Here is a 24,758-nt window from a genome sequence, read left to right as displayed (position 1 = left end):
TCAAGCTCCAGCCTTTGCCGCTGTGCCGGTAGGCGAGTCGCCGGGTTCGGCTGGGTCGCCGACGGTCTCGGACAAACTGCCCGCAACTCGCTGGTCTTCGCTCAGCACATGCAGCTTCCTGTCTATGTCCTCGATGGTTCTCTTCAGCTTAGTCAGCCCAGCTTTGCTCAGCTGTATAACGTGAGTGTTTTCACCATCCGATTCTGTCTCAGTCACGATTTGCAGGATCACGCAGGGGACGAACTCCTCAACCTGTTTACGGTTCTTATCAAACCTCGGTCTCAAATCTACAAAGGACGCAAACCTAACTGCGGTATTCAGAATTCCAGTTCGCAACCAACGGAGCCTGCGCTTGCGCTCTAACGTTGGGTTCTCGGTAAGCAAAGCCAGCAGACGCTGAGTGCCCTCTTTTGGGTCGTCGCCAAGCTGCTCACTCAAGCCCGTAAAGCTGAGGAATTCCGTGATCACCTCTTCGAAAGTCTCTCCCTCTTCTACCCACTCTCGTCCGTCGAAGTAGAAGAACTCGAGCGCACTCATCGCGTGGGACAGTGTCCGGACCTTCGGTTCGCCTTCTAGTTTGCTCGCTAGGTCGGAGAGTCGCTTGAAGTTGATGTCATATGCATCAGATCCTCGAACCGCTTTCAGCAGCACCTCGAGATCTTTCTCGCTGACCGACCCAATGAACTTGAGTCCTTGTGGCACCGGGGGCACAAATCGTGTCTTTGCCATCGCTCTTAGCCTCGAGAAGCCTGCCAGATGCGTGCCGATGCCCTAGGAAAAAGGGGAATCCTGCACATTCTCATCGTCTACTAGAGTCGGACAATCTAGGCTACCAAGCAGTGTCTCAGACGGTCAACAGGTTTGGCAGTGCACGCGATATTACAGTTAGTAAGCCCTCCAGTCCCCCTGGAGCCCTGGGGCCCTGGGGCGGAGCTAACTTCAACGATAGCATTCCGATCAGCCAGCACGCTGTTAGCGGCGCAACACGAGCCAACTGGGCGTGTAGCGCACGGCGTTTGAAGTGCTCGGGGGACCCTACCGCCCGGAACCTGTTCGCGTCAGCCGTCGGCTCCCAGTATCGACCAGAATGCATGCCAGTTCAAGATCGGGGTGGCTGTCCTTTCCAAGCCTCTCTAGCTCCTCGGCGCAGAGGAAGCGTCGCCGTCCTTCTTGCCTGGAATCACGTAAGGGTTCGCGAACCGTTGCCGACTCCGCCGCGCGGTCGAAGGCTTCGAGGTAGCTGTCAAGTGGGTACTCGGCCATCGCGCGTTCTCCTATGTTCTGCCCTTTGAGCGGAATTTGTCGGCGGGGCTGGGCCTTGCCGGTTTCGGCGCGTGGATCTTGTTCTTGGCCGTAGGGTTGAGCCCGAACTCAGACGCGACCCGATTCGCAAACGCACGGTTTGACTCGAACTGAATCGCGGCCGGGTGACGTAGCTTGTTGCCCTTGTCGGAGACGTAGAACCAGCCTTCGTCTTCACAAATCGCGTAGAAGTGCTCCATGTCCGCGCGGGCGGTACAAAGATCCTCGAACTGATGCCGGTGGTAGACCTCGCCCCAATACGGCGCCATCTCGAGCCAGAGTTCTTTCGCACAGTCGGACAGGTGGTCCGGTGGTTCGCCTAACTCGCCAACGGGCAGAGGTGTGTCGGGATTCTCGCGGCCAGGGTCGTTCTTGTTCGTGCCCTTCACGATCCTAAGTGCTGCCGGCGTCTTTTTCGGTCCCCGCGGCATAGTGTTACCTTTCTACCCAAATGTGCGGACGTTGAAACAAGGCCTCACGCCGTTGCATCCGGGACAGTCTGCTCAGAATGTTGGGGGCGCTGGTACCTCTCGACTCGATTCGTTCGCGTGCTGCGGTAGATCCCACGCCTCTCCTCGGATGTCTTCCGGTTGTGGCACGCGACACAGAGGCCTTGAGAGTTGGTCGGTTCGTACCTCAGCTCGGGGGCAACGCTCACTGGAACAACATGATCGGCAATAACGGACGGGTTGAGACACAGCGAGCCGTCGTCTAGTTTCCAGTGGCAGACAAGGTCGGCAGCTAGGGCGAGCTTGCGCCAACGGTCGTGCGAAGCGCCGTAGCCGGCTCCGCCTTTGTGCAGCGCCTTGCGTGCGCTGGGTCTACGGCGGCCTGACGGGCGCGATCGTTCATGCTTCTCACAGAAACGCTCGCGCGTCGCGACTCCACAGCCAGGAAACGGACACGGGGTTGGAAAGGCTCCCACTACATAGTCTCCAGTGACGGTGTGACGGTAGTGACCGTTCTTTTCCTACCTTCTGTTTCTTCGTGATCCCACCGGGGCCACGTCCTGCCACGGAAGATACGTTACGTCCCGACGATCTTCCAGCGCCACGGCTGCGGCTCGCCCCAGCACCTGTAGGAGTTGTCCTGTCCCGCGTGAGGTACAAACCGTCTTACCGATGAGTGGGTACAGTGTTTCCGGTCAGCAGAAGTCGGACACATTAGGGTTTCGATCTAAGAGACACTTTGGGGTCTAGAGTCAGGCCCAGGAGAGTGTCGAATGCCAAGAAAGAAGAAGCAGTCCAGCGAAGCGGCAGTCCGTGAGATCAGGCGGCGGGCCCGCCGCCGATTTTCGGCTGAAGAGAAGATTCGGATCGTTCTCGAGGGTTTGCGTGGCGAGCTCAGCGTAGCCGAGTTGTGCCGACGAGAGGGCATCGCATCGAATCTGTACTACCGGTGGAGCAAGGACTTTCTCGAAGCGGGGAAGAAGCGCCTCAACGGGGACACAGTGCGCGAAGCGACGGGTAACGAGGTCAAGGCGCTGCGCTCGGAGAACCGCGAGCTGAAAGAGGTCGTTGCGGAGATGACGCTGAAGAATCGGGTGCTCAAAAAAAGTCTGACGGGTCTTGGCGAGGAGGTCGCTTTGTGAGGCGCTCTGGCTCCGAGAAGCTGGAGATGATCCGTCTGGTCGAGCAATCGGACCTTCCGGTGCGCTCGACGTTGCGCCAGCTGGGGATCGCGCCGAGCACCTTCTACGGCTGGTACCAGCGGTACCTGGACGGTGGCCCCGAGGGGCTGGAAGACCGCAGGCCCCCACCGCGGGCCCGCTGGAACAAGATCTCGCAAGAGATCCGTGAGGAGGTGGTCGAGCTTGCCTTGGAGCGCACGGAGCTCTCGGCCCGGGAGCTGGCCTGGCACTTCACGGATGAGAGGCGCTACTTCCTGTCGGAATCGAGCGTTTACCGCATTCTGAAGGCCTATGACCTGATCACCAGCCCGGCCTACGTGCTGCTGTCGGCCTCTGATCGCTTCGCGCAGCCGAGCCGGCGCGTGCACGAACTCTGGCAGACCGACTTCACCTACCTGCGGGTGATCGGCGGGGGCTGGTACTACCTCTCAACGGTGATGGACGATTACTCGCGCTATCTGATCGCCTGGCAACTGAGCCCGACGATGGGAGCGGAGGATGTGATGGCGACGCTCGATGAGGCGCTCGAACGCACGGGAGTCGAAAGCGTGAAGGTACGGCACCGGCCACGCCTACTCAGCGACAACGGGCCAGCCTACGTCTCGAAGGATCTGGGGGAGTATCTGGCCGAGCGAGGCATGACGCACACTCGCGGGAGGCCCTATCACCCCCAGACCCAGGGCAAGATCGAGCGTTACCACCGCTCGATGAAGAACGTGGTCAAGCTCGAGCACTACCACTTCCCGTGGCAGCTCGAGCAGGCCATCCGAGACTTCGTTGCCTACTACAACCACGAGCGCTACCACGAGTCGCTCGAGAACGTCACGCCCGCAGACGTCTACTGTGGCCGATACCGACAGGTGCTGTCCGAGAGGGCCAGGATCAAGCGGCTGACGATGCAGCGCAGAAAGAGGGAGTACCGGGCTGTCAAAGCCGCCTAGGTTGAAACTATGAACCGTCTCTTAGAAATCGACCCCGAGTGTCCGGAATATTCTGACGACCTACACTTAGTGTTTTGTTGGGGAATCGTGGCGCGCCCTAGAGGATTCGAACCTCTGACCTACAGCTCCGGAGGCTGTCGCTCTATCCAGCTGAGCTAAGGGCGCCCTTCAAAGAAGAAATGGGGTGAGCGAGGGGACTTGAACCCCCAACCACTTGAACCACAATCAAGCGCTCTACCGATTGAGCTACGCTCACCACAGTTGTCAAAAAACTGGCCTGCCTGGAGGGATTCGAACCCCCGACCCGCGGCTTAGAAGGCCGCTGCTCTATCCAGCTGAGCTACAGGCAGCCTCACTCGGAACCGCAAGGCCGCAAACCTGCGACCAGTGTTCCTCTCATATCGGGGCGCCGAGATTTGAACTCGGGACCCCCTGCTCCCAAAGCAGGTGCGCTACCAGGCTGCGCCACGCCCCGTCAGAGCCCGGCAGTCTACGGGAGGGCGCTCGAAAGCTCAAGACGGGCCGAAGCGCTCGCCGGCAGCCGCGGCGAGATTGTCGACGTAGCCTCGCGGCGAGAGCACCCGCCACTCGCCGCTTTTCTTGGTCATGCCGCGGATCTTCTTGGCCCCGCCGAGGCCGGCGGGGTGGACGAAGACCGACGGATAGCCGGTCACGCCGTACCGATTCGCCAGGGCTCGCTCGGCGGCACCCTTCTCTGGGTTGACCTTGATCTTGACCAGGTACTTCGTGTACTCCTGGACCACGGCGCGGCTCAGGAGCTCCGACTCGAGCTGCCGGCAGTAGCCGCACCAGTCGGCGTAGAAGTACACCAGGACGGCCTGGTTCTTGGTTCGCGCCCGCTCGAGTCCCCGGTTGAACCCGGCTGCGCCCTGGAACCAGCTCGAATCGGGATCGACCCAGCGCGGCTTCGGCGGCTCGACCACCGGTTTGGGGGCCGGCTCGGGGACCGGCAGGGCCGCGACTGGAGCCGGCACGGGCGCGGAAGGCCTCTGCCGAGACACACGTTCCGACGAGCGATCGGCCGCGGAATCGCGCGGGATCTCCGGGCGAAGGCTCGGTACCGGCTCCGGCGGAGCTTCCAGATCATCGACCCGGCCTTCGACCCACTGCAGAGCAGCCAGGGTACCGAGCGCCAGCAGAATCACGACACCCAGGATTGGCTCCAACCGGAACCCTCGGGCCGGTTCGCTCTGATGGGGCGTGCTCGGCTCTTCGCGCGTCCGAATCTTCGCGAACACCACGCCGCAGGCCACGCATTCGCTGGCTTCCGGCACCGTGCGGCCGCATTTCGGGCAATCCATCGTCGGCGGGTTCATGACGGCCAGCCACAACCTAGCATCCGGAGCGCGGGATGGAAGTAAGCTGCATCACAGCGACCCGGCTAGTAGAATCAGCCCTCAGCCCGAGCCCGCGCCAATGGAATCCCAAGTCAAAAGCCCGCCCTCCGGGCAATCTGCCACTACAGGCTCATCGACCTCCGGTGGGTCGGATCGAGGCGCGTTCGAGCGGTTTCTCGAGGACAACCCGGGGTATCGCGACACCGTGGTTTTCGATGAGCTGAGGGCACGCGAGTTCGCGCGGCTGGACCGCCAGCGCCACGTCTACCTGGACTACACCGGCGGCGGCCTCTACTCGGAAGCCCAGGTGCGCCAACACTCCGACTTCCTGCTCTCGCACGTTCTGGGTAACCCCCACTCCTCGAATCCGAGCTCGCTCGATACCACCGACCGGGTCGAGCGCTGTCGCCGCCGGATCCTCGACTTCTTCAACGCTTCGCCCGACGAGTACGGCGTTATCTTCACGGCCAACGCCAGTCACGCCTTGAAGCTGGTCGGCGAATCCTACCCGTTCGAGGCCGGTGATCAGTTTCTGCTCACCTTCGACAACCACAACTCGGTCAACGGCATCCGCGAGTTCGACCGCGCGCACGGCGCCCGGACCACCTACATTCCGATCGTGCCGCCCGACATGCAGGTCGACGAGGGGCGGATCGACGACTACCTGGATCGGGCTCGACCGGGAGGGCACAACCTGTTCGCCTTTCCGGCGCAGTCGAATTTCTCCGGTGTTCTCCATCCTCTGGAATGGATCGAGAAGGCTCAAGAACGGGGCTGGGATGTGCTCCTCGACGCTGCCGCGTTCGTTCCGACCAACCGGCTGGACCTGGGGCAGTGGCATCCCGACTATGTAGCGCTGTCGTTCTACAAGATGTTCGGCCATCCGACCGGTGTCGGAGCGCTCATTGCCCGCTGGCAGGCGCTCTACAAACTCCACCGGCCCTGGTTCGCCGGTGGCACGATCTCGGTCGCCTCGGTCAAGGCCGACCGCCACTACCTGGCGCCAGGGGCGCAGGCCTTCGAAGACGGCACCCTCGACTACTCGAACATCCCGGCGGTCGAGCTGGGGCTCGATTTTCTCGACTCGCTCGGTTACGAGCGAATCCAGAAACGCCTGAAGCCCCTGGCCGGCTGGATGATCGATCGGCTGCTCGAGATGCGCCACCCGAACGGCAAGCGCCTGATCCGGCTCTACGGACCGGGTTGCCTGGAGCGCCGCGGCGCGACCCTGGCGCTCAACCTCGTCGACGCCGACGGCGAGATCATCGACCAGGACGAGGTTCAGAAGCTAGCCAACGAACGGCAGATCTCGATTCGCACCGGTTGCTTCTGCAATCCGGGCGCGGGCGAGGTGGCGCTCGAGATCTCAAAGAGCGAGCTCACCGCCTGCTTTCGCAGCTCGCCCGAGCGCATGAGCTACGACGACTTCAGAAACTGCGTTCAGGGCAAGGGCAGCGGCGCGGTGCGCGTGTCTCTGGGAATCGCGTCCAACTTCGCCGACGCCGAAGCCTTCATCGAGTTCGCGCGCGGCTTCGTGCAGGCGTAGGGGCGGGGCGAGTGCGACCCGCGCTCTGTAGCGGTTGAACTCCGTGTCGACCGGAATCCCTCGAAGTTTCTCCGCGGTGATTCGAACCGATAGTAGGCCGCCGGTGCGCTCTTCTCGCTCGCAGGGCCTCGCTCGCAAGAGGCACGCGGCCGGCCCCTCAGACACACAACCGCAAGTGGTTGTAACGATCGACTTCCGTGAACTCGACCGCTACGACGCGGGTGTGGCTTCGCGCGCCGGCCGTCAGGTCAGTCCGAATGCGCCTGGTCGAGCTTCTTGCGGAAGTTCTTCGCCCACGACTTGAAAGCGGCTTTGACGTCTCCCCACTCTTTCGATCCCTTGATGACGCCACCCATGCGCCGGGGCTCTTTGGTTGCTACGACAGCATCTTGAGGTCGTTCGGGTCAATGCCCTCGTTTTTTCGCCTCGGAGTGGAAATAGACCAGCGGCTGGTCGAGAATGAACTCGCGATAGCCTTTCCAGTACTCCTTCCGACTTCCGATACACGAGAAGGTCCTTCTTATCGGCACTCGGTTCGAGATCCGAGTGGTCGCCGAGAAAACCCGAGAGCGTCTGCTGTTTCTTCTTCTTGGCCTCCGCCTCAGTAGAAGTCAAAAGGCCGATTGCGACGAACGCCACGGCTACCACGACAACAGCTTTCGTGATTCTCATTCCGCGAGCCTCCTAACAGTTCGTCGTGTTTCCTTCAGAACTCCCGGATGAGCAATGTGCAGCCCGACCATCCGAGCGATGAGTATCGCCAAAAACAGTTGCCCGGTGACGGCCTCCATCCAGGCAAACGTCTGGCTCCAGTGATTTGCCGGTGAGATCTCGCCGTAGCCGAGTGTCGTCAAGGTGACGAAGCTGTAATAGATGAAAGCGTACTCGCTACCCGGTATTCCCGTATCGAAGACCAGGTCGGCCGGCAATCGAAACGACGCCGGATCGATAATTGCCACAAGGCCGTAGAGGAGCGCCCAGATCAGGCCCAGTAAGAGATAGACGGCGATCGCACCGGCGATCTTGTCGCCGGTCACCGGGCCGGATCTCAGAACCGACGTGAAAACAACCACGGTCGTGAAGATCAAGAAAGCGAGTCCGAGCATGGTTGCGACCAGCGGCGCCGATCCCTGCGGTTCGGCGAACGCCGCGATCTGAGCAACTCCGGCTGGTGCACCGAGAAGAGCCGCCGCCCACAGATGCCACCGGCTTCCACCGATGGAGTAAACGGCAAGGATCAGCACCATGACCATGCCAAAGCGAAAGAATCGCACCCGCTCGAGCTCCACCATGATCGGGTATAGCACGAAGAGCGCCACCAGTGAGATCAACAAGGGCAGCAGCTTGCCGGGTGCTAGCAGGCGCTTGAACATCGGGTTGAGAACCTAACCATGGATAAGACGGTCGACCGGAAGACGGTCGACACGGAGGTCGACCGCTACATCGGTACGCGTCGTTGCGCTCAATATACGAAGTCCTTGAAGCGGACCTTGAAGAACAGCGAGTAGAGAATCGGGACGACGCCCAGTGTCAACGCGGTGGCGAAGACCAGCCCGAACATGATCGCGACCGCCATCGGTCGGTACATGACGCCGCCGCCGATGTATAGGGGGATCAGGCCGCCCAGCGTGGTGAACGTCGTCAAGAGAATCGGACGCATCCGCCGCTGGGCCGACTCGACAATGGCTCGCCGCGGCGTGAGGCCATTCTCGGAGATCTCGATCTCGATCCGGTCAAGCAACACAATGGCGTTGTTGATGACGATGCCGGCCAGCGACACGATGCCCAGCAACGTCATGAAGCCGAAGTAGGAGCGCATGACCAGGAGACCGATCACCACTCCGATCAGGCCCAACGGAATCGTGATGAGGATGATCAGCGGTCGGCGAATCGAGTTGAACTGGCTCACCAGGAGCAGAATGATGATGAGCGCCGCGACCGGAAGCTGCTCGCCGATCGAAGCGTTGGCTTCCTGCGAAGCTTCGTCCTCACCACCGATCTCGTAGGAATAGCCCAGGGGCCAGCTGGCACTGTCCTGATCGAGAAGCGGCACCAACTCCTCGTTGACCGCGATCGCGGTGAAACCCGGCTCGAGATCGGTGGCAACGGTAACCGTCCGCAGCCGATCTCGGCGGCGGATGTTGGCCGGCTGCCAGGCCACTTCCAGGTCGGCTACCTGCTTGAGTGGAACCGAAAGGCCGGTCGCCTGCGAGAACACGTTCAGGCTGTCCAGCTTCTGCAGGTTCAGCCGGTCGGCGCCGACCGAGCGCAGAGTCACCGGGATGATCTTGTCGGCCTCGCGGTACTCGGTGGTGGTGATCCCCGAGAGCACCGTCTGCAGCGAAACCGCGACATCCTGATTGGTAACACCCGCGCGCTGTGCCCGGGCCTGGTTGATCTTGACCAACAGTTTTTTCGAACGCGCGCCCCAGTCATCGGAGATGTTTCGCGGTCCCTCCACTTCGACGAGGCGGCTCTTGACCTGATCGACCAGGCGGAAGATCAGGTCGGCGTCTCGCCCCGACACCCGAACCTCGATCGGATCGCCCGCTGGGGGTCCCAAGGGGAGCGGCTCGATCTTGGCCTTGAGTCCCGGAAACCGGCGGCAGAAGACACGGAGCTTCTCGACCGCAACGTCGATGTACTCCCGCGATGAGGCATTGATCACCAGGATGGCGTACTCCGGACTGGCCTGCTCGGGGCCGTAGGAAAGAAAGAAGCGCGGGGCGCCCTCGCCGATGAAGGTCGCCCAGTTGGTGACCCCGTCCTCTCCGACCTCGATCTCCTCGGGCGTGGCAACCAGGTTGTACTTGATGAACGTCTCGACCTCGAGGACCACTTCCTCCGTACGCGCCAACGGCGTCCCGGTCGGCAAGAACAGCTCGGCTGTCAACGACGGCCGCTCGTTGGGAGGGAAGAAGATTGCCGGCACCAGACCGAAGAGCTGCATAACACCGAAGAAGACCAACGCAACCACCGCGACCGACACCCAGGGCCGGCGCAGACTCGCCAGCAGCCCCGACCGATATCCCCTATAGAACGGTGTGTCGAAGGCACCTTCCCCTCTCGGCTTCACCTTGAGAAACATGACGCAAAAGAGCGGAATCATGGTCAGGGCCAAAACCCATGAGCACAGCAGGGTGATCGTTACCACCTGAAACAGCGCCGCCGTGTACTCACCCACCGCCGACTTCGCCAGGTAGATCGGCAGGAAGGCGGCCGCGGTCGTCAACGACGACACCAGGAGCGGGGTCTTGAGCTCGGCGGCCGCAGCGATAGCGGCCTCCTTCGGCGGTTTCCCCTCGGAGATCTGCACCATGATCGATTCCGACATGACGATGGCGTTGTCGACCAGCAGCCCGAGAGCGATCATCAGCGCCGCCAGCGACATCGTGTTGATGCCGACGTCGAACAAAGACATGAATATGAAAGCCATGACGATCGCCATCGGGATCAGGCTGGCCACGACCAGTCCGGTGCGAAGCCCCAGGCTCGCCAACATCACCAGCATCACGATGGCCACGGCCTGCACCAGATTGCCGACGAAGCCATCGACCTTCTTCTCGACCTCGCCGGCCTGAAACTGGGTGAACTCGAATTCGACGCCGTGCGGATAGCTTTCCTGGGCATGGGCGATGGTCTTCTTGACCTCCTCGCCGAGAACCAGAATATTGCCGCCCTCGCGCATCGAAACCGCCAGCGCCAGACCCGGTTCGCCGCTGGCTCGCATCTTGCGACTCGGCGGATCGACGTAGCCACGGCTGATCTCGGCGACATCCTCGAGATAGATCAACTCGTCGCGACCCGGCAGGCTGATGATGGTGCGCGCCAGGTCGGCGACCGACTCGAAGTTGCCTGACGGCTCGAGAACGATCTCCTCGTTCAGGGTCCGAACCTGGCCGCCGGGGTTGATGATGTTGCGGCTCTCGAGAATGTTCTTGAGCTGGCCCGGCGACAGACCCAACTCGGCCAGCCGGGCGTTGTTGTACTCGACAAAGACCCGCTCTTCCTGCTCGCCGTGGATCTCGACCTTGGCGACCTCCTCGATGAGCAGGAGCTCGTCGCGCACCTCGTCGGCGACGTCTTTGATCTCGGCGTAGCTGTAGCCGTCGCCGGTCAGGTTGACCACCGTGCCGAACACGTCACCGAATTCGTCGTTGACATTGGGCCCGATGACGCCATCCGGGAGCTCGCCCGCGGCCCGGCTGACCTTGCGCCTCAGGTCGTCCCAGATCGGCCGCATCACCTTGTAGCGTTCTTGAATGTCGACGATGATGATCGAGACTCCGTTCTTGGACTGGCTGTTGATTACGTCGACCTGGGGAATCTCCTGAATCGCCTTCTCCAGCTTGTCGGTGACCAGCTGCTCGACGCGCTCGGGACTGGCTCCCGGAAAGTAAGTGATCACCATCGCGGTGCGGATGGTGAACCCGGGGTCTTCCGACTGTGGCATCCCGAGATAGGCCTGGATGCCCGCTACCGCGAGCACCGCCAGCACCACGAACGTGATGCGGTTCTTCTCGATCGCCGCTCGGGTCAGATTCACGAAGGGATCTCCACGACCTTGACCTGCTCTCCGTCCGACAGCCGGCGCACACCGGCGGTGACCACCAACTCACCGTCCGCGAGACCGCTTCGGATCTCCAGCCCGTCACCGGTGAGCTCGCCTATGGTCACCGCACGACGTTCCACTCGAGCAGTGAGAGTTTCCGCCTCGCTCCCCTTCTGTGCGAGCTTCAGGACGAAGACGAACCGCCCCTCCCGATCCTCGCCGACCGCGACCGGTGACACCAGCAGCCGTCCCTGAGTTGCCGCGGTCGAAAACCGGAAAGCGACCTCGGCAGCCATGCCGGAGCGGATATCCGGATCGGATTCCGTGAGTTGGGCCGTAACCGGGAAGGTGGTCGCGGTGCCCACCGCCGCGACGCCCGCCTCGGTGACTTGGGCGTCAAAGGTCCGTCCGGGCAAAGCGTCGAAGCGCACTTCGACGGTCTGTCCGAGCTCGACGGCGGAGATCACCGCCTCGGGCAGAGCCACCTCGACCTCGGTATCAGAGCCCGCGGTCAGGAGAATGACCTTCTGGCCGGCGTTGACGTTCTCGTTGACCTCGACATTGACCGCCGCGACCGTGCCGCCGACCGGAGCCCGCAGAGTGGCGTAGGAAACCTGCTGGCGGGCCTGCTCGAGCCGCTTCTGGGCCGCCTGTACTTGCGCGAGGCTGGACTCGCTGCTGGCCCGGGCGCCATCGAGCTCGCGCCGGGAGGCGTTGTTGTTTTCGTAAAGGCCGCGCACGCGCTCGTAGTCGGCTTCGGCGTTTCGCGAAGCCGCCTCGGCTTGAGCAAGGCCCGCCACCGCTTCCTGGACTCTTAGCTCGTAGTCGGTCGGGTCCATGCGCGCCAGAAGCTGACCGCGGCGCACCTGCTGACCGACTGTAACCGCGACCCGATCTACCGTACCGGCGACTCGGAAGCTCAAGTTCGACTCGACACCCGCCCGAGCGACTCCGGCGAATGTCCGCAGCCGCGCTTCCTGGCTGGTCGAGACCTGTTCGTAGCGAACCGGACGCAGAACGGTCTCGACCGGTGGCGGCTCCTGGCAGGCGATAAGGAGCGTCGCGACAGCCGCTAGAGCTATGACGCCTAGCTCCGTGAACATTTGTAGCGGTCGAGCTCTGTCTCGACCGTCCCTTCCGGGCGGTGGATTCCGGTCGACACGGAGGTCGACCGCTACATCCTCCCGACCGGTCTTGAGCGAGTGAGTATCCCCATCTTTCAACATCGTCATGGTGTTTCCTCGGTGCAGTTGCCTACTGCGTCCCCGCCGGCAACGAGATCCCCTGCAGCGCCACGTAGGCGTCCAGTCGATCGAAAAAATCCCGGCGAAAGTCGTCGTCGGAGAAGAAGTCGAGCAGGTTGGCGGAACGCTGACCCTCCAGCCAATCGATCATGAAGTCGTAGAGGGCGTTGGCCGCCTGTTCTTCGGCGTTGAGTGCCGCGGTCTGGGCGTCGAGAAGATCGAGCAACGAAGCGACACCACGCGAGTACGAGTCCTCCACCAGCTCGAGATTGGCGCGCCCGGCCTCGGCCGCCTGGTTGGCCAGACCGATGCCGACGAAGGAGGCTCGGGTCCTTTCCAGTGCCGTTCTGATGCGCTGCTCGATTCGCTCCTCCGCCGCCGTCCGCTCGAGCCGCAGCCGCTCGAGATCGATCTCGGCCTGTATCTTCTCCGCACCAAGCAGGCCTCCCGTGAAAAGCGGCAGAGTTGCGTTGACGGCCAGGCTCCAGCTCGAATCGTCCGCCCGCGGCAGCTCGAACGGCAAGGCCCCGCCAAGCTCGAAGCCGGACGAGCCGACCCCGCCGCGGCTCAGAATCTCGTCCAGCGCGGCCTGGAGCGCCACGGTCGGGGACCAGAAGGCGCGCTTCGCCGATGCCACGAGCCGCTCCTGCGCCGCGATGCCCGCGTCGATCAGCTGAAGCTCGGGGGCTCGCCCCAGACCCTCGAGCACGATGAAATCTCGAAATACGCCGAAGCCTTTGGGCGTATGGATGAACACCCGAAAGCGCCCCTGGCCGGTCAGGAATCTCGGCGAGTCCAGGGGCACTGCCTCGGTAACGAACAGAGACTCCAACCGGCGACGCAGCAACCGGTTGACCGCGATCTCGGCGGCGCGGCGGTCGCCGACCGCTTCGACCAGAGACTTCCGCGCGGTTGCGCGCTCGCTTTGCCAACGCAAAACCTCGCCGGCCGCGGCGACCCCGATGCTGCGTCGGTCCTGGGCCTGGTCCAGATTGGAGCGCGTGCGCTCGACGTTGTTGCGCTGCACCCGTTCCAGCGCCTTGGCGCGCATGAGGTTGAGATAGGTCGTGGCGGCGTCGAGCGCGATGTCGAGTCTCAGGCTCTTGAGGTCGTACTCGCGCCCTTCCTGAAGTCGCTTCTGGATGTTCAAGTTGGCCAACGCCGGCTCGGAGTACAGAAGCTGGGTCAGCTCGGCCGAGCCCGTGATCGTCCGCTCGGACTGGCTGCCCAGGCTCGCCGCGGCGCGGTCGTCGTCGATTGTCACCGACGTCGCAGACAGGTCGAGCCGGGGCCGTAGCGAGGCGCGCGCGATGGCGACCTCTTCGGCACCGGCGGCAACCACGCGCCGGCGCGCCAGAAGATCCAGATTGAGCTCGACCGCCTCCCGAACCGCCTTGTCGAGCGATAGCTCGTAGGCGCCTTCGATGTCCTCGGCGTGCAGAAGCTCGGCTTCGATCAAAACTTCCCAACGTGGCGACACGTCGATAGCCCGCGCCGTCGCCATGTTGATCACCAGGTTGTCGCGGACGCTGAAACTCACCGGAATATCCGCGGGGTCCTCGCCCAGAAGAATTCGTTGAACATTCAACGCGACTCTTCGGGCGAGCTTCGGGAAGAATTCCGGTGAGCCGGCCGAAGCCAGCATCCCGGCTTCAACGTCGCCACCACCCAACCCCGAGAACACCGGCAGCTTGCGCTCGATCAGCCCATCGATCAGACGCCGGTACTCGAGCTGCGAGAACTGAAACAGAGGCCAGGCGTAGATGGCATCCGTCTCGGGCGAGATCGCCGCCAAGACTTCATCGGCCGACTCTCTCGTCGGAATGTACTCGAAACCGACTCCGCTTCCGGCCAGACTGATACGCGTTCGATCGACCAGCTCCGGGACCGACTCGAGCAACGGCGCCGTCGCCAGGATGCCGACCTGCTGGAATGGAACGATCTCCCGGAAGGTCGCGAGCTCCTGCGCCAGAGTGTCCGGTAGCGCCACATAGCTCAGGTTGTGGATGCCGCTCGAGCCAAACTCGAAGGGCAGGCCCTGGAGGCTCGCGTCGATGACCACCGGCGCGACCACCGGCTTGGTCAGCTCCCCCAGACAGCAGATGGAGTGCGAGGCGATCAGACCCCAGGTGATCACCAAGTCGACCTCGGGGTCATCGAGCAGGCGGTTGATGTTGTCCAAGGCCGTCGCCAGGGTCCAGTCGCCGACGAAGTAGGCGTCTTCCGGAAAGCTGACTTCGAACTCGCCCTCGGTCAGCGCCATGACCTCACGGATCGTGAGCTCCTTGACTGCTTCGTTGAGCTCCCAAGGCCCGTCCACGACCACGCCGATTCGGAACGGCTGCGCGGCCGCAGAAACGGCCACCAACAGAGCCACAAGCACGATCAAGACCGCCCGATGTCCTCGTCCGCTCGCACACATAGACGTCCTGAGCCTCTCGTAAGGTTGGTCGAAACGGGACGATAACAGGTCGGCCAACGAAGCGCGACCCCGCTCGACTCCTTCGATCGGATCGTCGTTAGTTTCACCGCCCTCAGGTAGTATCTGCACAGCCACGAATCGTCGTGGCTCGCCCCAGAATGGCTTCCAACCGAGCAAAGGGACCGCACAGGTACGTGGTGATGGGCGCCGGCGAGGTCGGCTTCCACCTTGCCCGCACCCTGTCCAGGCAAGGCCATGACATCACTGTGATCGACACCGATCCGGCCAAGCTCGAGCGCATCGACGAGGAGCTCGACGTGCTCATGGTCGGAGGCAACGGCGCCCACCCCCCGGTCCTGACGTTGGCCGACGTCGGCTCGGCGGATCTGTTCATCGCGGTCTCCTCTTCCGACGAAGCCAACCTGGCCGCGGCGCACATCGCCAAGCATATGGGCGCGGCCCGGACCATCGTGCGGGTCGGCGAGGCCCAGGAAGTGATCGCCGACCGCCGGCTGTTCGAGGAGCTCTTCGGCGTCGATCTACTGCTTTCTACCCAGCTTTTGACGACGACCCGAATCCTCAACACGATTCGGGGCCACAGCACGGTCGCGGTCGAGTACCTCGCCGAGGGGAAAGTCCAGTTGCGCAAGATCCACCTGGACAAGGACTCGCCGTTGACTCAGAAACCTCTGCGCGAGCTCAAGCTGCCCAACAACACCCTGGTCGTGGCTTTCTTCCACGGCGAAGAGCTCGTCATTCCCTCGGGGGATGACCGCGCCGATGCCGGCGACGAGGCCCTGATCCTCGGCACCACGGACGCCATCGGTCAGGCCGAGAAGATGGTCAGCAGCGGTCGCGAGGTCATCGGCCCGGTGGTCATCGCCGGCGGTGGGGCTACCGGTCACACAGTGGCCCGAATGCTGCTGCGCGTGGGCGCCAAGGTCAAGATCATCGAACACGACCGGCCGCGCGCTAAGCAGCTGGCCGCCGAGTTTCCCGACCTCGAGGTCGTCCACGGCGACGCCAAGGACCTTCAGCTCTTGAAGGCCGAGCGCGTCGACGACGCCCACACGTTCGCCGCGCTCACCGGCGAAGACGAGGACAACCTGATGGCTTGTCTGCTGGCGCAGGAGCTGGAAGTGCCGCAGGTCTTGGCACTGGTTCAGCGCGCCGAGACCTCGAAACTCTGGAGCCGGCTGAACCTTCACGACGTGTTCTCGCCGCGCGCCGTTGCCGCCGAGCGCATTCGGGACTACATCGACAGCGGCTTTTCGGCCAACATCGTCTCGCTCCAGCGCGGCGCGGCGCAGGTCCTCGAGCGCCGCCTGGCCCCGGCAAGCCCGGCCGCGGGAGTCACCCTGGCCGAGATGGACGCCCCCCGAGGCTTCATCGTCGGCGCCGTGGTTCGCGGCCATCGGGTTTTCGTACCGCGCGGCAAAGACCGGCTCGAGGTCGGCGACCTGGTGATTCTCTTTGTTCGCGAAGAAGAGCTCGGAACCGTCCGCCTCCTGTTCCCCGGCCAGGGCAATACGTAGCCTACGCGCCGTGAACTTCCGCTCCGCAGCCTTCTTTCTCGGACGCCTGGTCATGCTCGTGGCGCTGGCAGAGCTGGCTCCTCTCGCCTGCTCGCTGCTCTACAAGGAGTGGGCGGCGGCCCAGGCTTTCGGGGTCTCGGCAATCCTGGCGGCCGTCCTCGGCGCCGCATTGATCCTCTACGGCGAGCGTTCGGAGGCCTACCGGCGCGAGGGCATTCTGATCGTCGCCGGAGGCTGGATCCTGGCTTCGATCGTGGGCGCGATCCCGTACCTGATGACCGCCACCATCGCGAGCCCGGTGGACGCGCTGTTCGAGTCCGCTTCCGGTTTTACCACCACCGGCGCTTCCATCTTGACCGACATTGAAAGCGCCGGCCGCGGCATCCTGTTCTGGCGTTGCTTCACCCAATGGTTGGGCGGCATGGGCATCATCGTTCTGTTTGTCGCTCTCTTGCCCGAGCTCGGACCGGGTGCGCGATTCCTCTACAAGATGGAGGTACCCGGCCCGTCCGCCGAAGCGCTGCAACCGCGAATCCACACCACCGCCAAGATCCTGTGGAAGATCTATCTTGCCCTGACCGCGATTCAGACGCTGCTGCTGAGCCTCGCGGGCATGGATCTCTACGACTCCCTGACCCACACCTTCTCGACGCTTTCCACCGGGGGCTTTTCGCCCAGAAACGCCTCGGTGGCGGCATTCAACTCGCCGCTGATCGAGATCATCATCATCGCGTTCATGTTCGTCGCCGGCGCGAATTTTTCTCTCTACTACCGCGTCTGGCAGAACCGCGGCTGGAATCTGCTCAGAGACGCGGAGTTTCGAGTCTACGTGGGCATCGCCCTGGCCGCGTCGGCCATCGTGAGCTGGGACCTGATGCGCCATCGGGCCTACGACAGCGTCACCGAGGCTTCGCGCGATGGTCTGTTCCAGGTCTTGTCGCTGTCGACCACCACCGGCTACGCAAGCGCCGATTTCGACACCTGGCCGGTGCTGTCTCGGATCATGCTGGTCACTCTGATGTTCATCGGCGGCTGCGCCGGCTCGACCGCGGGCTCCATGAAGATCATGCGCATGGTGATCGGTCTCAAGTCCGCGCTCCGGGAGGTGCGCCTGATCTTCAGCCCCAATACGGTCCTGTCGGTTTTCGTCGGCGGCAAGCGCGTGCCAGAAACGGTGGTGCGAAGCGTCGCGGGCTTCTTTATCCTCTACATCAGTATCTGGGCTTTCGGTGCCCTGGCCCTGAGCATCGGGGGGCCGGATCTCATCACCACCGCCACCGCCTCGGCGGCCACGATCGGCAATATCGGTCCAGGCTTGAAGGCCGTAGGTCCGACCGCCAACTTCGCATTCTTCAGTGCCCCCGACAAGCTGTTGATGGTGCTCCTGATGTGGTTCGGAAGGTTGGAGGTGTACGCCATCGCTGCTCTGTTCACGCGCGCCTTCTGGCGACCGTAGCGGGATTGGCGCGGAAAGATAGACGACCCAGATTGGAGCCAGTCCCCGAAATCCGCGCAGACCGAAGCCTGCTTCTGCCCGGCCCGCTGCCGCCGCTTTCTCACCTCGGCGCGACGCTCCTGCGCCATTCGGTTCACACCTCGCTACGCTACGCCCTCTACCAGTTGGGCCTGCCGACACCCGAAGCTCCTCCCACTCGGTTCGTAGCCCTGAGGCTGTACTTCGACCGGCCCTCGCTGTCGGACTCCCTCGGCACGGCTCCCGGCTCAGAGGAGATCCTCGGCGCTCTCCTGCATCCCGGCGGCGCCGCGGTGGCGCCACTGCCCAGGCGGCTCCGCGGCGCCCTCTGGTTTCATCGCCGGCGTCTGAGCACCAAGAACTCGGCGGCCGGCCGATGGCTCTCGCCGAACCGAACGAGCCCGGCTCGCACCCAGGATCCTCGAGTGCGGTTGTCCGAGCTTCTACCGCCGCTGGGAGACGCGCTCTTGGGAGACCTCATCGCAGCGCTCGACCGACGCCGTTTGCGAACCGGCGGCCAGCACGTCGACCCGGCTCAGAGCCCCGAGGCGGCCCGATTCCTGAAAGATGCCCGGCCGGACCTGTCGCGACTCGGCTTGCCCGATCCGATCGCGGCCTCCTGGAACGACTCCAGGCCGCCACTTGATCCCGGGAGCTCGGTGCCCGTCGAGATCGACTGCCCCGCCGATCGTCTCCGTGGCGGCTTTCGCGAGTACTACCGCCACCTCCTCGACCTCCTGCGCCCCTCGTTGCTGGCACTCGGAGATCGAGCCGTGAGACGGGGCCATCTGGCTTCGGTCGAGGACCTTTTCTTCCTGCCGCTCGACCTATTGGACGATCTCGACGGCGAGCTCAAACCCGACTGGCTGGACGAAGCGATTCAATCGAATCGCGAAGAATGGCGCGAGCTCCGGAGCCGCAAGGCCCCGGCCGACACGCTCGGCAACGTCGAGCCGGCGGCCCGGCTCTCTCTTCCGGACCTTCTCGTGCCCCTGTGGCCGTTGGTCTAGTCCTCTAGGCCCGGACCTCTAGGCAAAGAGGGTCGGAATCGACGGCTGCGCCGGTTTGTCGGTCGCGCTCATGATCTCGCCGTCCACGGTCTCGAAGCTCGCGCTACCCAGGGCAAGCAGGCAGCGGTTCCTCCCCGATTTCTTCGCTTTGTAGAGCGCCTCGTCGGCCAGCTCGAGTAGCGTCCCCGCCTCTTTGACGTGCAGCTCGGGAAAGGCCGCGACCCCGGCGCTCAGCTGCAGCTTGATTCTCCTACCGTGGGGCTTGAACGCCAGGCTCTCGACCGCTTCTCTCAGGCGCTCCGCCACCTGCAACGCGGTATGACCCTCGGTCTCCTCCAGGACCACGGCGAACTCCTCCCCTCCGTAGCGACAGCACAGGTCCTTCTCGCGCCGGTGGCCCTCGAGCACCGCGGCGACAGCCATGAGAGCCTGATCCCCGGTCGCATGGCCGTAGAGATCGTTGATCCGCTTGAACTTGTCCAGGTCGCACATGATCACCGCCATCGGCTGACCCGATTCGACCGCTTGGCCGTAGACGTTCAACAGACGCTCTTCCAACGCGCGGCGATCGGCCAGGCCGGTGAGCGGATCCTGGCGCGCTTCCCGATCGAGCACCACGCTGTGGACCGAAGAGGCCATCTGAGGAAGCAAGGCGTCGAGCCATCCGGTGGCTCCCGGACGCTGCTGCCGGGGATCGCACCACATCCGGATGACGCCCAACCGGCGGCCCGGCACGGCCAACTCGCGCTCGACGATCTGCCAGCTGACGCGCCGGTGAATCCCGGGTAAGGCCGCCGGCCGCGGCGGAGGCTCGGGCTCGCCCTCGCGAACCCAGCCATCGGGCCCGGAGAACCAACTCTGCTCTTCTCCGTTGGCGTCCAGCAGAGCGAGCTGGAACCAGCTGAACGTGACCAGGCGCCGGCACTCACCGAAGATCTGCCTGGCAATGGCCAGGGGCTCGGATTCTCCAAAGATGATCCGGTGACCGGCCAGATGAACCTCCTGCATGGCGTGCGCGCCCTCGATCGCCACCCCGCGCTCGCGATCGAGGCGGGCCAGCTCGAGCGCCAGCACCGCTACCGCTCCGAGGAGGCCAATGCCCGCTCCCCGGCCACTGCCCAGGAAAACCACCACAGAGAGGACCCCGACCAACCAGGCACCGATCTCGTAAGCCAGATCGCGGTTGAAGGCATCCTGCCGCAGCTCGCGATCACCCGTGCTCCAGCGAATCACCTCGGCGATCGCAATCACCAGAAAGTAGAAGCCTCCCGCGGCGAGGCCGGCGCGAAAGACGCTGTCACCCTTTGGCGCGAAGACGGCCAGCCAGGCGACTCCGGCAACGATCACCGCGATCAACCGGACACCCAGAAGCTCGGCCCATTCGTCGGATGGACGTTCGCCGGCGCCGCTGCCCCTGCCGAGGGCGCCGCCGGCTCGAGCGTGGCTCGGTGAGCGCCCCACCGAGATCAGGGAAGCGATGGCCAGAAACGCCAGTGCTGCCGGAGCCGCGAACCGGCTACCGACGAAATGGAGAAGCGGAGGCAGCGCCACCGCGCCCAAACCCAGGCCGCGCCCGGAGCGTGAACCGTAGGCCGCGCCCAAGGCCCCGAATCCCAGCGTCGCCAGCAGCACCTCCACAGGTACCAACCCGGCGCTCGGCGCTCCCTGCGGCAACCACCACGCCAAGACGACCAGAAGAACGCCAAGACCCAGTACTCCGTAACGGTATCTGGAATCCAGGAGAAGTCTCTTTACAGGCACGTTGGATTCGATCGGCACCCAGTCGGGATATCGGGCCGATCGTATGCCCGGCGCGATAACGACGCAATGGAGCTTTCTTGCGGACGATTCTGCTAGCGGAGGTCCCGCGCGGCCGGCAGGATCGAGAATCCGTCGGCCTGACGCACCGCGGTCACCACCGCGTGCGCGACTGCGCGCTCGGCAAGCACGCCGATCTGGTGGGTGTGGGCAGGCTTCCTGGCCGAGGCAAGAGTCACCAGCAGGTCGCCGTCGAAAATCGTCAGGGCGGGCACCAACGTCCTGTAGAGACCGCCGAAGGCCATCTCGGTCACCTTCCGCGCCGAGACCTTGTCCAGAATGGCGTCGGTCAAGACGACCGCCAGGGTGGTATTACCCTGCCAGCGAGTCCCGTCTTCCGGAGTCAGCGAAGCGAAGACCCGATCCGCGCCCACCAACTCGTGGGACTCGGGAGTAGCCCGGCAGCCGGCGAGGATCGTTCCCGACTCCGCGTCGCGCACATCACCGAAGGCGTTGACGGCCACCGCGGCGGCGACCGAAATGCCACCGCTCGTGGTGCAGCCGGCGAAGCCGAACCCACCCTTCATGGCCTGGGACCGGCCAAGGGCCTTGCCGACCGTTGCGCCGGTCCCGGCCCCGACACTGCCACACGCGATGTCGCCCGACGCGGCGTTCTCCACAGCGGAGCGAACCAGCTCCGGGGTCGGTCTCGCCTCGGGGTCGCCGAAGCCAAGATCGAACAGAATCGCGGTCGGAACCGAAGGCACCGGTCCGACATCGGTAGCCAGGCCGTGACCGTGTCGAGCGAGCCAACGACCGACCTCGTCGGCCGCCGAGAGCCCGAACGCGCTGCCGCCCGCCAACACCAGCGCGTGCGCCCGGGAGCCGACGTGATTGGCGCGAGTCAGCGCGTCGAACTGCCGCGTGCTGGTAGCCGTGCCCCGGACCTCGGCGGCGGCGACCACGCCCTCGGGGCAGAGAATCACGGTGACACCGGTCATGCCGTCCGTGTCGGTGCCGTGACCGATCGAGAATCCCTCCACGGCGAGCCGCGGCGAAAGCTCCGGCAGCGGCGCGATGGAATCTCTCGACATGGTTGGCGATCCTGGCAGAGCATTGTACTGGCCCCCTCGGCTAAGATCGGCAGACATCGTGTCGAATCTCGAGTTTTCGCGTACGCCCTGGATCGTCGGTCATCGCGGGGCCGCTGGGGAGGCCTGCGAGAACACACTGGCATCCTTCCGGCGTGGCTTGGAGGCGAGGGCCGACATGATCGAGCTCGACGTTCAGATGACCCGGGACGGCGAGCTGGTCTGCTTCCACGACTGGACCCTGGAACGACTCGCCGGCCGAGCCGAGGCCGTCGAGGAGACAGCCGGTGAGGTGGTGACCGAGATCACGATCGCTCCCGACGGCTCGAAAATCCCGACTCTGAGCGAGGCGTTGGCGGTGATCCCCGAGGACGTGCCACTCAACGTAGAGGTCAAGCGGCGTCGCGCCCGGAGAGACAGGCTCGCGCGAAAGGTCATCCAGGAGCTCGACGGTCGATCACCGATTCTGGTTTCGAGCTTCGACTGGGAGCTCCTGCGGGCGCTTCGCAAGCTCGCAGCGGGTCTGCCGCTGGCGCCCATCGAGCGCTACCAGCCGGGCGAGCTTCTCGAGGCCGGCGGCGAGCTCGGCGCCTTCAGCCTGCACTGTCACCGTCGCCTGGTAACCGAGCACTTCATCGAGCGGGCAAGCGCCGCCGGGTTCGACCGGGTTCTGGCCTACACGGTCAACGAGCCCCACGAGGCCGAGCGGCTGTTGAAAGACGGGGTCTCGGGATTCTTCACCGACCTGCCGGCGAGGCTCGTCGACCACTTCAGGGGCCGGTGAAGAAACAAGTACTGTGGGCCGCCGTCGATCAGGGCTCGACCTCCACCAAGGGCGCTTTGATTTCCGAGCAAGGAGACGCCGTGCTGGAGGCGAGGGCGCGCGTCCAACGTGTCGTGTCCGGTGACTCCGTCGTTCACGACCCGGAGGCTCTTGCCGAAGGCGTCACCCGCGTTCTGAACCGACTTCTCACCAAAGCACCCGAGGCCTCGGTTGCCGGGATCGGACTGACCTGTCAACGCTCGACCTGTCTCGTCTGGGACCGGGAATCGGGCGAGCCCCTTACCGAGGCTCTTTCCTGGCAGGACCGCAGCCAGGCACGACGGGCCGTACGGCTCGCTCATCACGACCGGATGATTCGGCGGCGTACCGGCTTGCCGCTCTCTCCACATTACGCGGCACTCAAGCTGAATCATCTGCTCGGACGGATCCCCGGCGGCCAGCGCAAGGCCGCCCAAGGCGAGATCGTGGCCGGAACCCTCGACGCGTTTCTCGTTCGCCGCCTGGTCGGCAGGGATCTCACCGAGCCCGGCCATGCCGGACGGACACTCTGCTTCCACCTCGACCGTGGCGCCTTCGATCGCGATCTCTGCCGCCTCTTCGGCGTTCCGCCGGCGGCGTTGCCTGCCATCGTGCCGAGCGCGGCGATGCGCGGCTTCTACCGCGACATTGCCCTGACCGCGGTGGCCGGCGATCAGCAGGCCGCGCTCCTCGGCCATGGCGGCTGGCGGCCGGGAGTTACCGCCGCCCATTTCGGCACCGGAGCATTTGTTCTGGCTTCGACCGGGACCCGGCCGAAGCGTGGAGCCGGCGTTTTGTCCGCCGCCCTCGCGACCACGAGCCGAGCGCAGAGATTCCAGGCCGAAGGCTCGGTCAATAGTGCCGGCAGCTCGGTCGACTGGATCTTCCGGATCACCAAGAAGCGGATCCGGGACTGGAGTGAGCGCAAGATCGAGCCCGGCGCGCTGCCCGCGGTTCTGCCCGCCTTCGCGGGCCTGGCTACGCCCTGGTGGAAGCCCGGGGCGCGAGCAATCTTCGCCGCGATCAATCCGGAGACGAGCGCCGACGACCTGATCGCCGCCACCCTGTTCGCGCTCGCCATGCGCGTTCTCGACTGCATCGAGGCCTTGACGCGAGCAGGGGTGCCGACGCGCCTTCTCCGCGTCAGCGGCAAGTTGACGCGATTGAACGGGTTGGTCGCCCTACTCGCAGACGCCGGTCAGCTCCAAGTCGAGGTGTCGGAGCACGAAGAGACCGGTCTCGCCGGAATCGCCCGGTTGGCCGCGGCCGGAGCTCTTGGCAACAGCCGCGCCCTCGAGCATCGACCGAAGACTCGACGGCGAATACGTCCAAGGTGGTCGGTCTCGAAGGCTGCCGAGATTCGCCGCCGCTGGCGGCGCTTCGTGCGGCTCAGCCTCGACGCGGCCGAAGTCGGACCTTTCTAGCCGGCACCTGAATCTCCCCCCTCTCTCTCGAGTTGCCAAAACTGCTCGTCGTAGCCGGGCTTGAGCCAGCGCCTGACCGGTCCCCCGGTTATCTCGAGGCCGCGGTCTTCGAGACTGCGACCCAGCAGATGCAGGAACTCGTTGCGGCCATCGACGACCGCCAGATTCAGAAAAAACTCCCTCGCCCGGCCCGACGGCTCCAGCCGAACGAAACGAAGGCTCTCGCTTCCGGAACGCACCATTCCGCACGACACGATCTCCCCGAGCGGCAGCGATTTGGGCCGGAAATGTTGCAGCAGCTGATACGAGAGGGCTTTCTCCCCGAGCACTACGGCGGGAGAGCGTGTAGCGGTCCACCAGATCTTGAGCAGAGTCACCAAGAACAAGAGGGCGTAGAACACCAGCACGCCGAAGGCCCGGCCGAGGGGCTTCCTTCCGGGCTCTTGGAGAAGCCAGGTGACGCCGCCCAGAATCGCCAACACGCCGATCCCCCAGAGCATGGCCTTGCGGCAGGCGGAGCGCACCCACGGACGGAAAGAGAACGCGGTGCTGGCTGAATCGTCGGCTCCGATCACGCGGCCTATTAGATACCAACCGCGGGTCCGAGAGGCGATTGCGCTAGGCTGCCGCTGCTCCGCCCATCGACAGCTCGGAAAACGTCGAGACGCG

The 24,758-nt window shown here is 64.1% G+C and carries 18 protein-coding genes, 4 tRNA genes and 1 pseudogene; 7 read left to right on the top strand and 16 right to left on the bottom strand.

The window, feature by feature from the left end; all coding sequences use genetic code 11:
* The 4 genes from GY769_02970 to GY769_02955 form a co-directional block, all read right to left on the bottom strand.
* Nucleotides 1-729: a hypothetical protein gene (locus GY769_02970; GenBank protein MCP4200875.1), complete on the bottom strand. Its 729-nt coding sequence runs from the start codon at nucleotides 727-729 to the stop codon at nucleotides 1-3.
* A 306-nt stretch (nucleotides 730-1,035) separates the two neighbouring features.
* Nucleotides 1,036-1,263, bottom strand: coding sequence for a hypothetical protein (locus tag GY769_02965; protein ID MCP4200874.1), 228 nt, complete (start codon nucleotides 1,261-1,263; stop codon nucleotides 1,036-1,038).
* Nucleotides 1,264-1,274: 11 nt separating this feature from the next.
* The gene (locus GY769_02960; protein ID MCP4200873.1) at nucleotides 1,275-1,691 is read right to left on the bottom strand and encodes a hypothetical protein; all 417 of its coding nucleotides are present in this window, start codon (nucleotides 1,689-1,691) and stop codon (nucleotides 1,275-1,277) included.
* Nucleotides 1,692-1,777: 86 nt separating this feature from the next.
* Complete coding sequence (locus GY769_02955; GenBank protein ID MCP4200872.1) at nucleotides 1,778-2,227, bottom strand: hypothetical protein; 450 nt, start codon at nucleotides 2,225-2,227, stop codon at nucleotides 1,778-1,780.
* Between the two features lie 297 nt (nucleotides 2,228-2,524).
* Here GY769_02955 and GY769_02950 point away from each other — a divergent pair.
* Nucleotides 2,525-3,873, top strand: a pseudogene (locus GY769_02950) (IS3 family transposase).
* An 88-nt stretch (nucleotides 3,874-3,961) separates the two neighbouring features.
* Here the strand turns inward: GY769_02950 and GY769_02945 are convergent.
* The 5 genes from GY769_02945 to GY769_02925 form a co-directional block, all read right to left on the bottom strand.
* Nucleotides 3,962-4,038, bottom strand: a tRNA-Arg gene (locus GY769_02945).
* 15 nt (nucleotides 4,039-4,053) lie between these two features.
* Nucleotides 4,054-4,129 (bottom strand) — tRNA-His (locus GY769_02940).
* A gap of 17 nt (nucleotides 4,130-4,146) precedes the next feature.
* A tRNA-Arg gene (locus GY769_02935) sits at nucleotides 4,147-4,223 on the bottom strand.
* Between the two features lie 51 nt (nucleotides 4,224-4,274).
* A tRNA-Pro gene (locus GY769_02930) sits at nucleotides 4,275-4,348 on the bottom strand.
* Between the two features lie 37 nt (nucleotides 4,349-4,385).
* Entirely contained in the window at nucleotides 4,386-5,210 is an 825-nt protein-coding gene (locus GY769_02925; GenBank protein ID MCP4200871.1) for a thioredoxin fold domain-containing protein, read from the bottom strand.
* Nucleotides 5,211-5,310: 100 nt separating this feature from the next.
* Here GY769_02925 and GY769_02920 point away from each other — a divergent pair, with 100 nt between their 5' ends.
* Nucleotides 5,311-6,777 (top strand): aminotransferase class V-fold PLP-dependent enzyme, encoded by a 1,467-nt coding sequence (locus tag GY769_02920; protein MCP4200870.1) that lies wholly within the window; start codon nucleotides 5,311-5,313, stop codon nucleotides 6,775-6,777.
* A gap of 668 nt (nucleotides 6,778-7,445) precedes the next feature.
* Here the strand turns inward: GY769_02920 and GY769_02915 are convergent.
* From GY769_02915 to GY769_02900, 4 genes are all read right to left on the bottom strand, one after another.
* Entirely contained in the window at nucleotides 7,446-8,150 is a 705-nt protein-coding gene (locus GY769_02915; protein MCP4200869.1) for a two pore domain potassium channel family protein, read from the bottom strand.
* Nucleotides 8,151-8,239: 89 nt separating this feature from the next.
* Nucleotides 8,240-11,323 carry an efflux RND transporter permease subunit gene (locus GY769_02910; GenBank protein ID MCP4200868.1) on the bottom strand — a complete coding sequence of 1,028 codons (3,084 nt, stop codon included), beginning with the start codon at nucleotides 11,321-11,323 and terminating at the stop codon, nucleotides 8,240-8,242.
* Entirely contained in the window at nucleotides 11,320-12,561 is a 1,242-nt protein-coding gene (locus GY769_02905; GenBank protein MCP4200867.1) for an efflux RND transporter periplasmic adaptor subunit, read from the bottom strand. Before GY769_02905 ends, GY769_02910 begins: the two co-directional genes overlap by 4 nt.
* Before the next feature lie 22 nt (nucleotides 12,562-12,583).
* Nucleotides 12,584-14,995, bottom strand: coding sequence for a TolC family protein (locus GY769_02900; protein ID MCP4200866.1), 2,412 nt, complete (start codon nucleotides 14,993-14,995; stop codon nucleotides 12,584-12,586).
* 158 nt (nucleotides 14,996-15,153) lie between these two features.
* Between GY769_02900 and trkA the strand changes: the two genes are divergently transcribed.
* The 3 genes from trkA to GY769_02885 are packed head-to-tail and all read left to right on the top strand — an operon-like array spanning nucleotide 15,154 to nucleotide 19,014.
* Nucleotides 15,154-16,530, top strand: coding sequence for a Trk system potassium transporter TrkA (gene trkA / locus GY769_02895; protein MCP4200865.1), 1,377 nt, complete (start codon nucleotides 15,154-15,156; stop codon nucleotides 16,528-16,530).
* A 10-nt stretch (nucleotides 16,531-16,540) separates the two neighbouring features.
* On the top strand, nucleotides 16,541-17,986 hold the full coding sequence (locus GY769_02890) for a TrkH family potassium uptake protein (protein ID MCP4200864.1): 1,446 nt from the start codon (nucleotides 16,541-16,543) through the stop codon (nucleotides 17,984-17,986).
* 32 nt (nucleotides 17,987-18,018) lie between these two features.
* A complete protein-coding gene (locus tag GY769_02885; GenBank protein MCP4200863.1) occupies nucleotides 18,019-19,014 on the top strand; it encodes a hypothetical protein in 996 nt (331 codons plus the stop codon).
* Nucleotides 19,015-19,032: 18 nt separating this feature from the next.
* On the opposite strand, the gene GY769_02880 is transcribed toward GY769_02885, so the two are convergent.
* Both GY769_02880 and GY769_02875 read right to left on the bottom strand, forming a co-directional pair.
* Nucleotides 19,033-20,775 carry a GGDEF domain-containing protein gene (locus GY769_02880; GenBank protein ID MCP4200862.1) on the bottom strand — a complete coding sequence of 581 codons (1,743 nt, stop codon included), beginning with the start codon at nucleotides 20,773-20,775 and terminating at the stop codon, nucleotides 19,033-19,035.
* A gap of 92 nt (nucleotides 20,776-20,867) precedes the next feature.
* Nucleotides 20,868-21,866, bottom strand: coding sequence for a P1 family peptidase (locus GY769_02875; protein MCP4200861.1), 999 nt, complete (start codon nucleotides 21,864-21,866; stop codon nucleotides 20,868-20,870).
* Nucleotides 21,867-21,924: 58 nt separating this feature from the next.
* Here GY769_02875 and GY769_02870 point away from each other — a divergent pair, with 58 nt between their 5' ends.
* Nucleotides 21,925-22,647, top strand: coding sequence for a glycerophosphodiester phosphodiesterase (locus GY769_02870; GenBank protein ID MCP4200860.1), 723 nt, complete (start codon nucleotides 21,925-21,927; stop codon nucleotides 22,645-22,647).
* The gene (locus GY769_02865; GenBank protein MCP4200859.1) at nucleotides 22,644-24,089 is read left to right on the top strand and encodes a hypothetical protein; all 1,446 of its coding nucleotides are present in this window, start codon (nucleotides 22,644-22,646) and stop codon (nucleotides 24,087-24,089) included. Before GY769_02870 ends, GY769_02865 begins: the two co-directional genes overlap by 4 nt.
* On the opposite strand, the gene GY769_02860 is transcribed toward GY769_02865, so the two are convergent.
* Nucleotides 24,086-24,664, bottom strand: coding sequence for a hypothetical protein (locus GY769_02860; protein ID MCP4200858.1), 579 nt, complete (start codon nucleotides 24,662-24,664; stop codon nucleotides 24,086-24,088). The genes GY769_02865 and GY769_02860 overlap by 4 nt on opposite strands.
* Nucleotides 24,665-24,758: the final 94 nt, after the last annotated feature.

Source organism: bacterium (genome assembly GCA_024224155.1).
Taxonomy (GTDB): Bacteria; Acidobacteriota; Thermoanaerobaculia; order Multivoradales; family JAHEKO01; genus CALZIK01.
Note: the sequence above shows the minus strand (reverse complement) of the source record. Positions and strands in the feature narration are given on the sequence as shown.

What these genes read in the sequence shown, in the direction of transcription:
- GY769_02970 (MCP4200875.1), bottom strand. Translation starts at nt 729, where the DNA reads ATGGCAAAGACACGATTTGTGCCCCCGGTGCCACAAGGACTCAAGTTC.
- GY769_02965 (MCP4200874.1), bottom strand. Translation starts at nt 1,263, where the DNA reads ATGGCCGAGTACCCACTTGACAGCTACCTCGAAGCCTTCGACCGCGCG.
- GY769_02925 (MCP4200871.1), bottom strand. Translation starts at nt 5,210, where the DNA reads ATGAACCCGCCGACGATGGATTGCCCGAAATGCGGCCGCACGGTGCCG.
- GY769_02920 (MCP4200870.1), top strand. Translation starts at nt 5,311, where the DNA reads ATGGAATCCCAAGTCAAAAGCCCGCCCTCCGGGCAATCTGCCACTACA.
- GY769_02915 (MCP4200869.1), bottom strand. Translation starts at nt 8,150, where the DNA reads ATGTTCAAGCGCCTGCTAGCACCCGGCAAGCTGCTGCCCTTGTTGATC.
- GY769_02905 (MCP4200867.1), bottom strand. Translation starts at nt 12,561, where the DNA reads ATGACGATGTTGAAAGATGGGGATACTCACTCGCTCAAGACCGGTCGG.
- GY769_02900 (MCP4200866.1), bottom strand. Translation starts at nt 14,995, where the DNA reads ATGTGTGCGAGCGGACGAGGACATCGGGCGGTCTTGATCGTGCTTGTG.
- trkA (MCP4200865.1), top strand. Translation starts at nt 15,154, where the DNA reads ATGGCTTCCAACCGAGCAAAGGGACCGCACAGGTACGTGGTGATGGGC.
- GY769_02875 (MCP4200861.1), bottom strand. Translation starts at nt 21,866, where the DNA reads ATGTCGAGAGATTCCATCGCGCCGCTGCCGGAGCTTTCGCCGCGGCTC.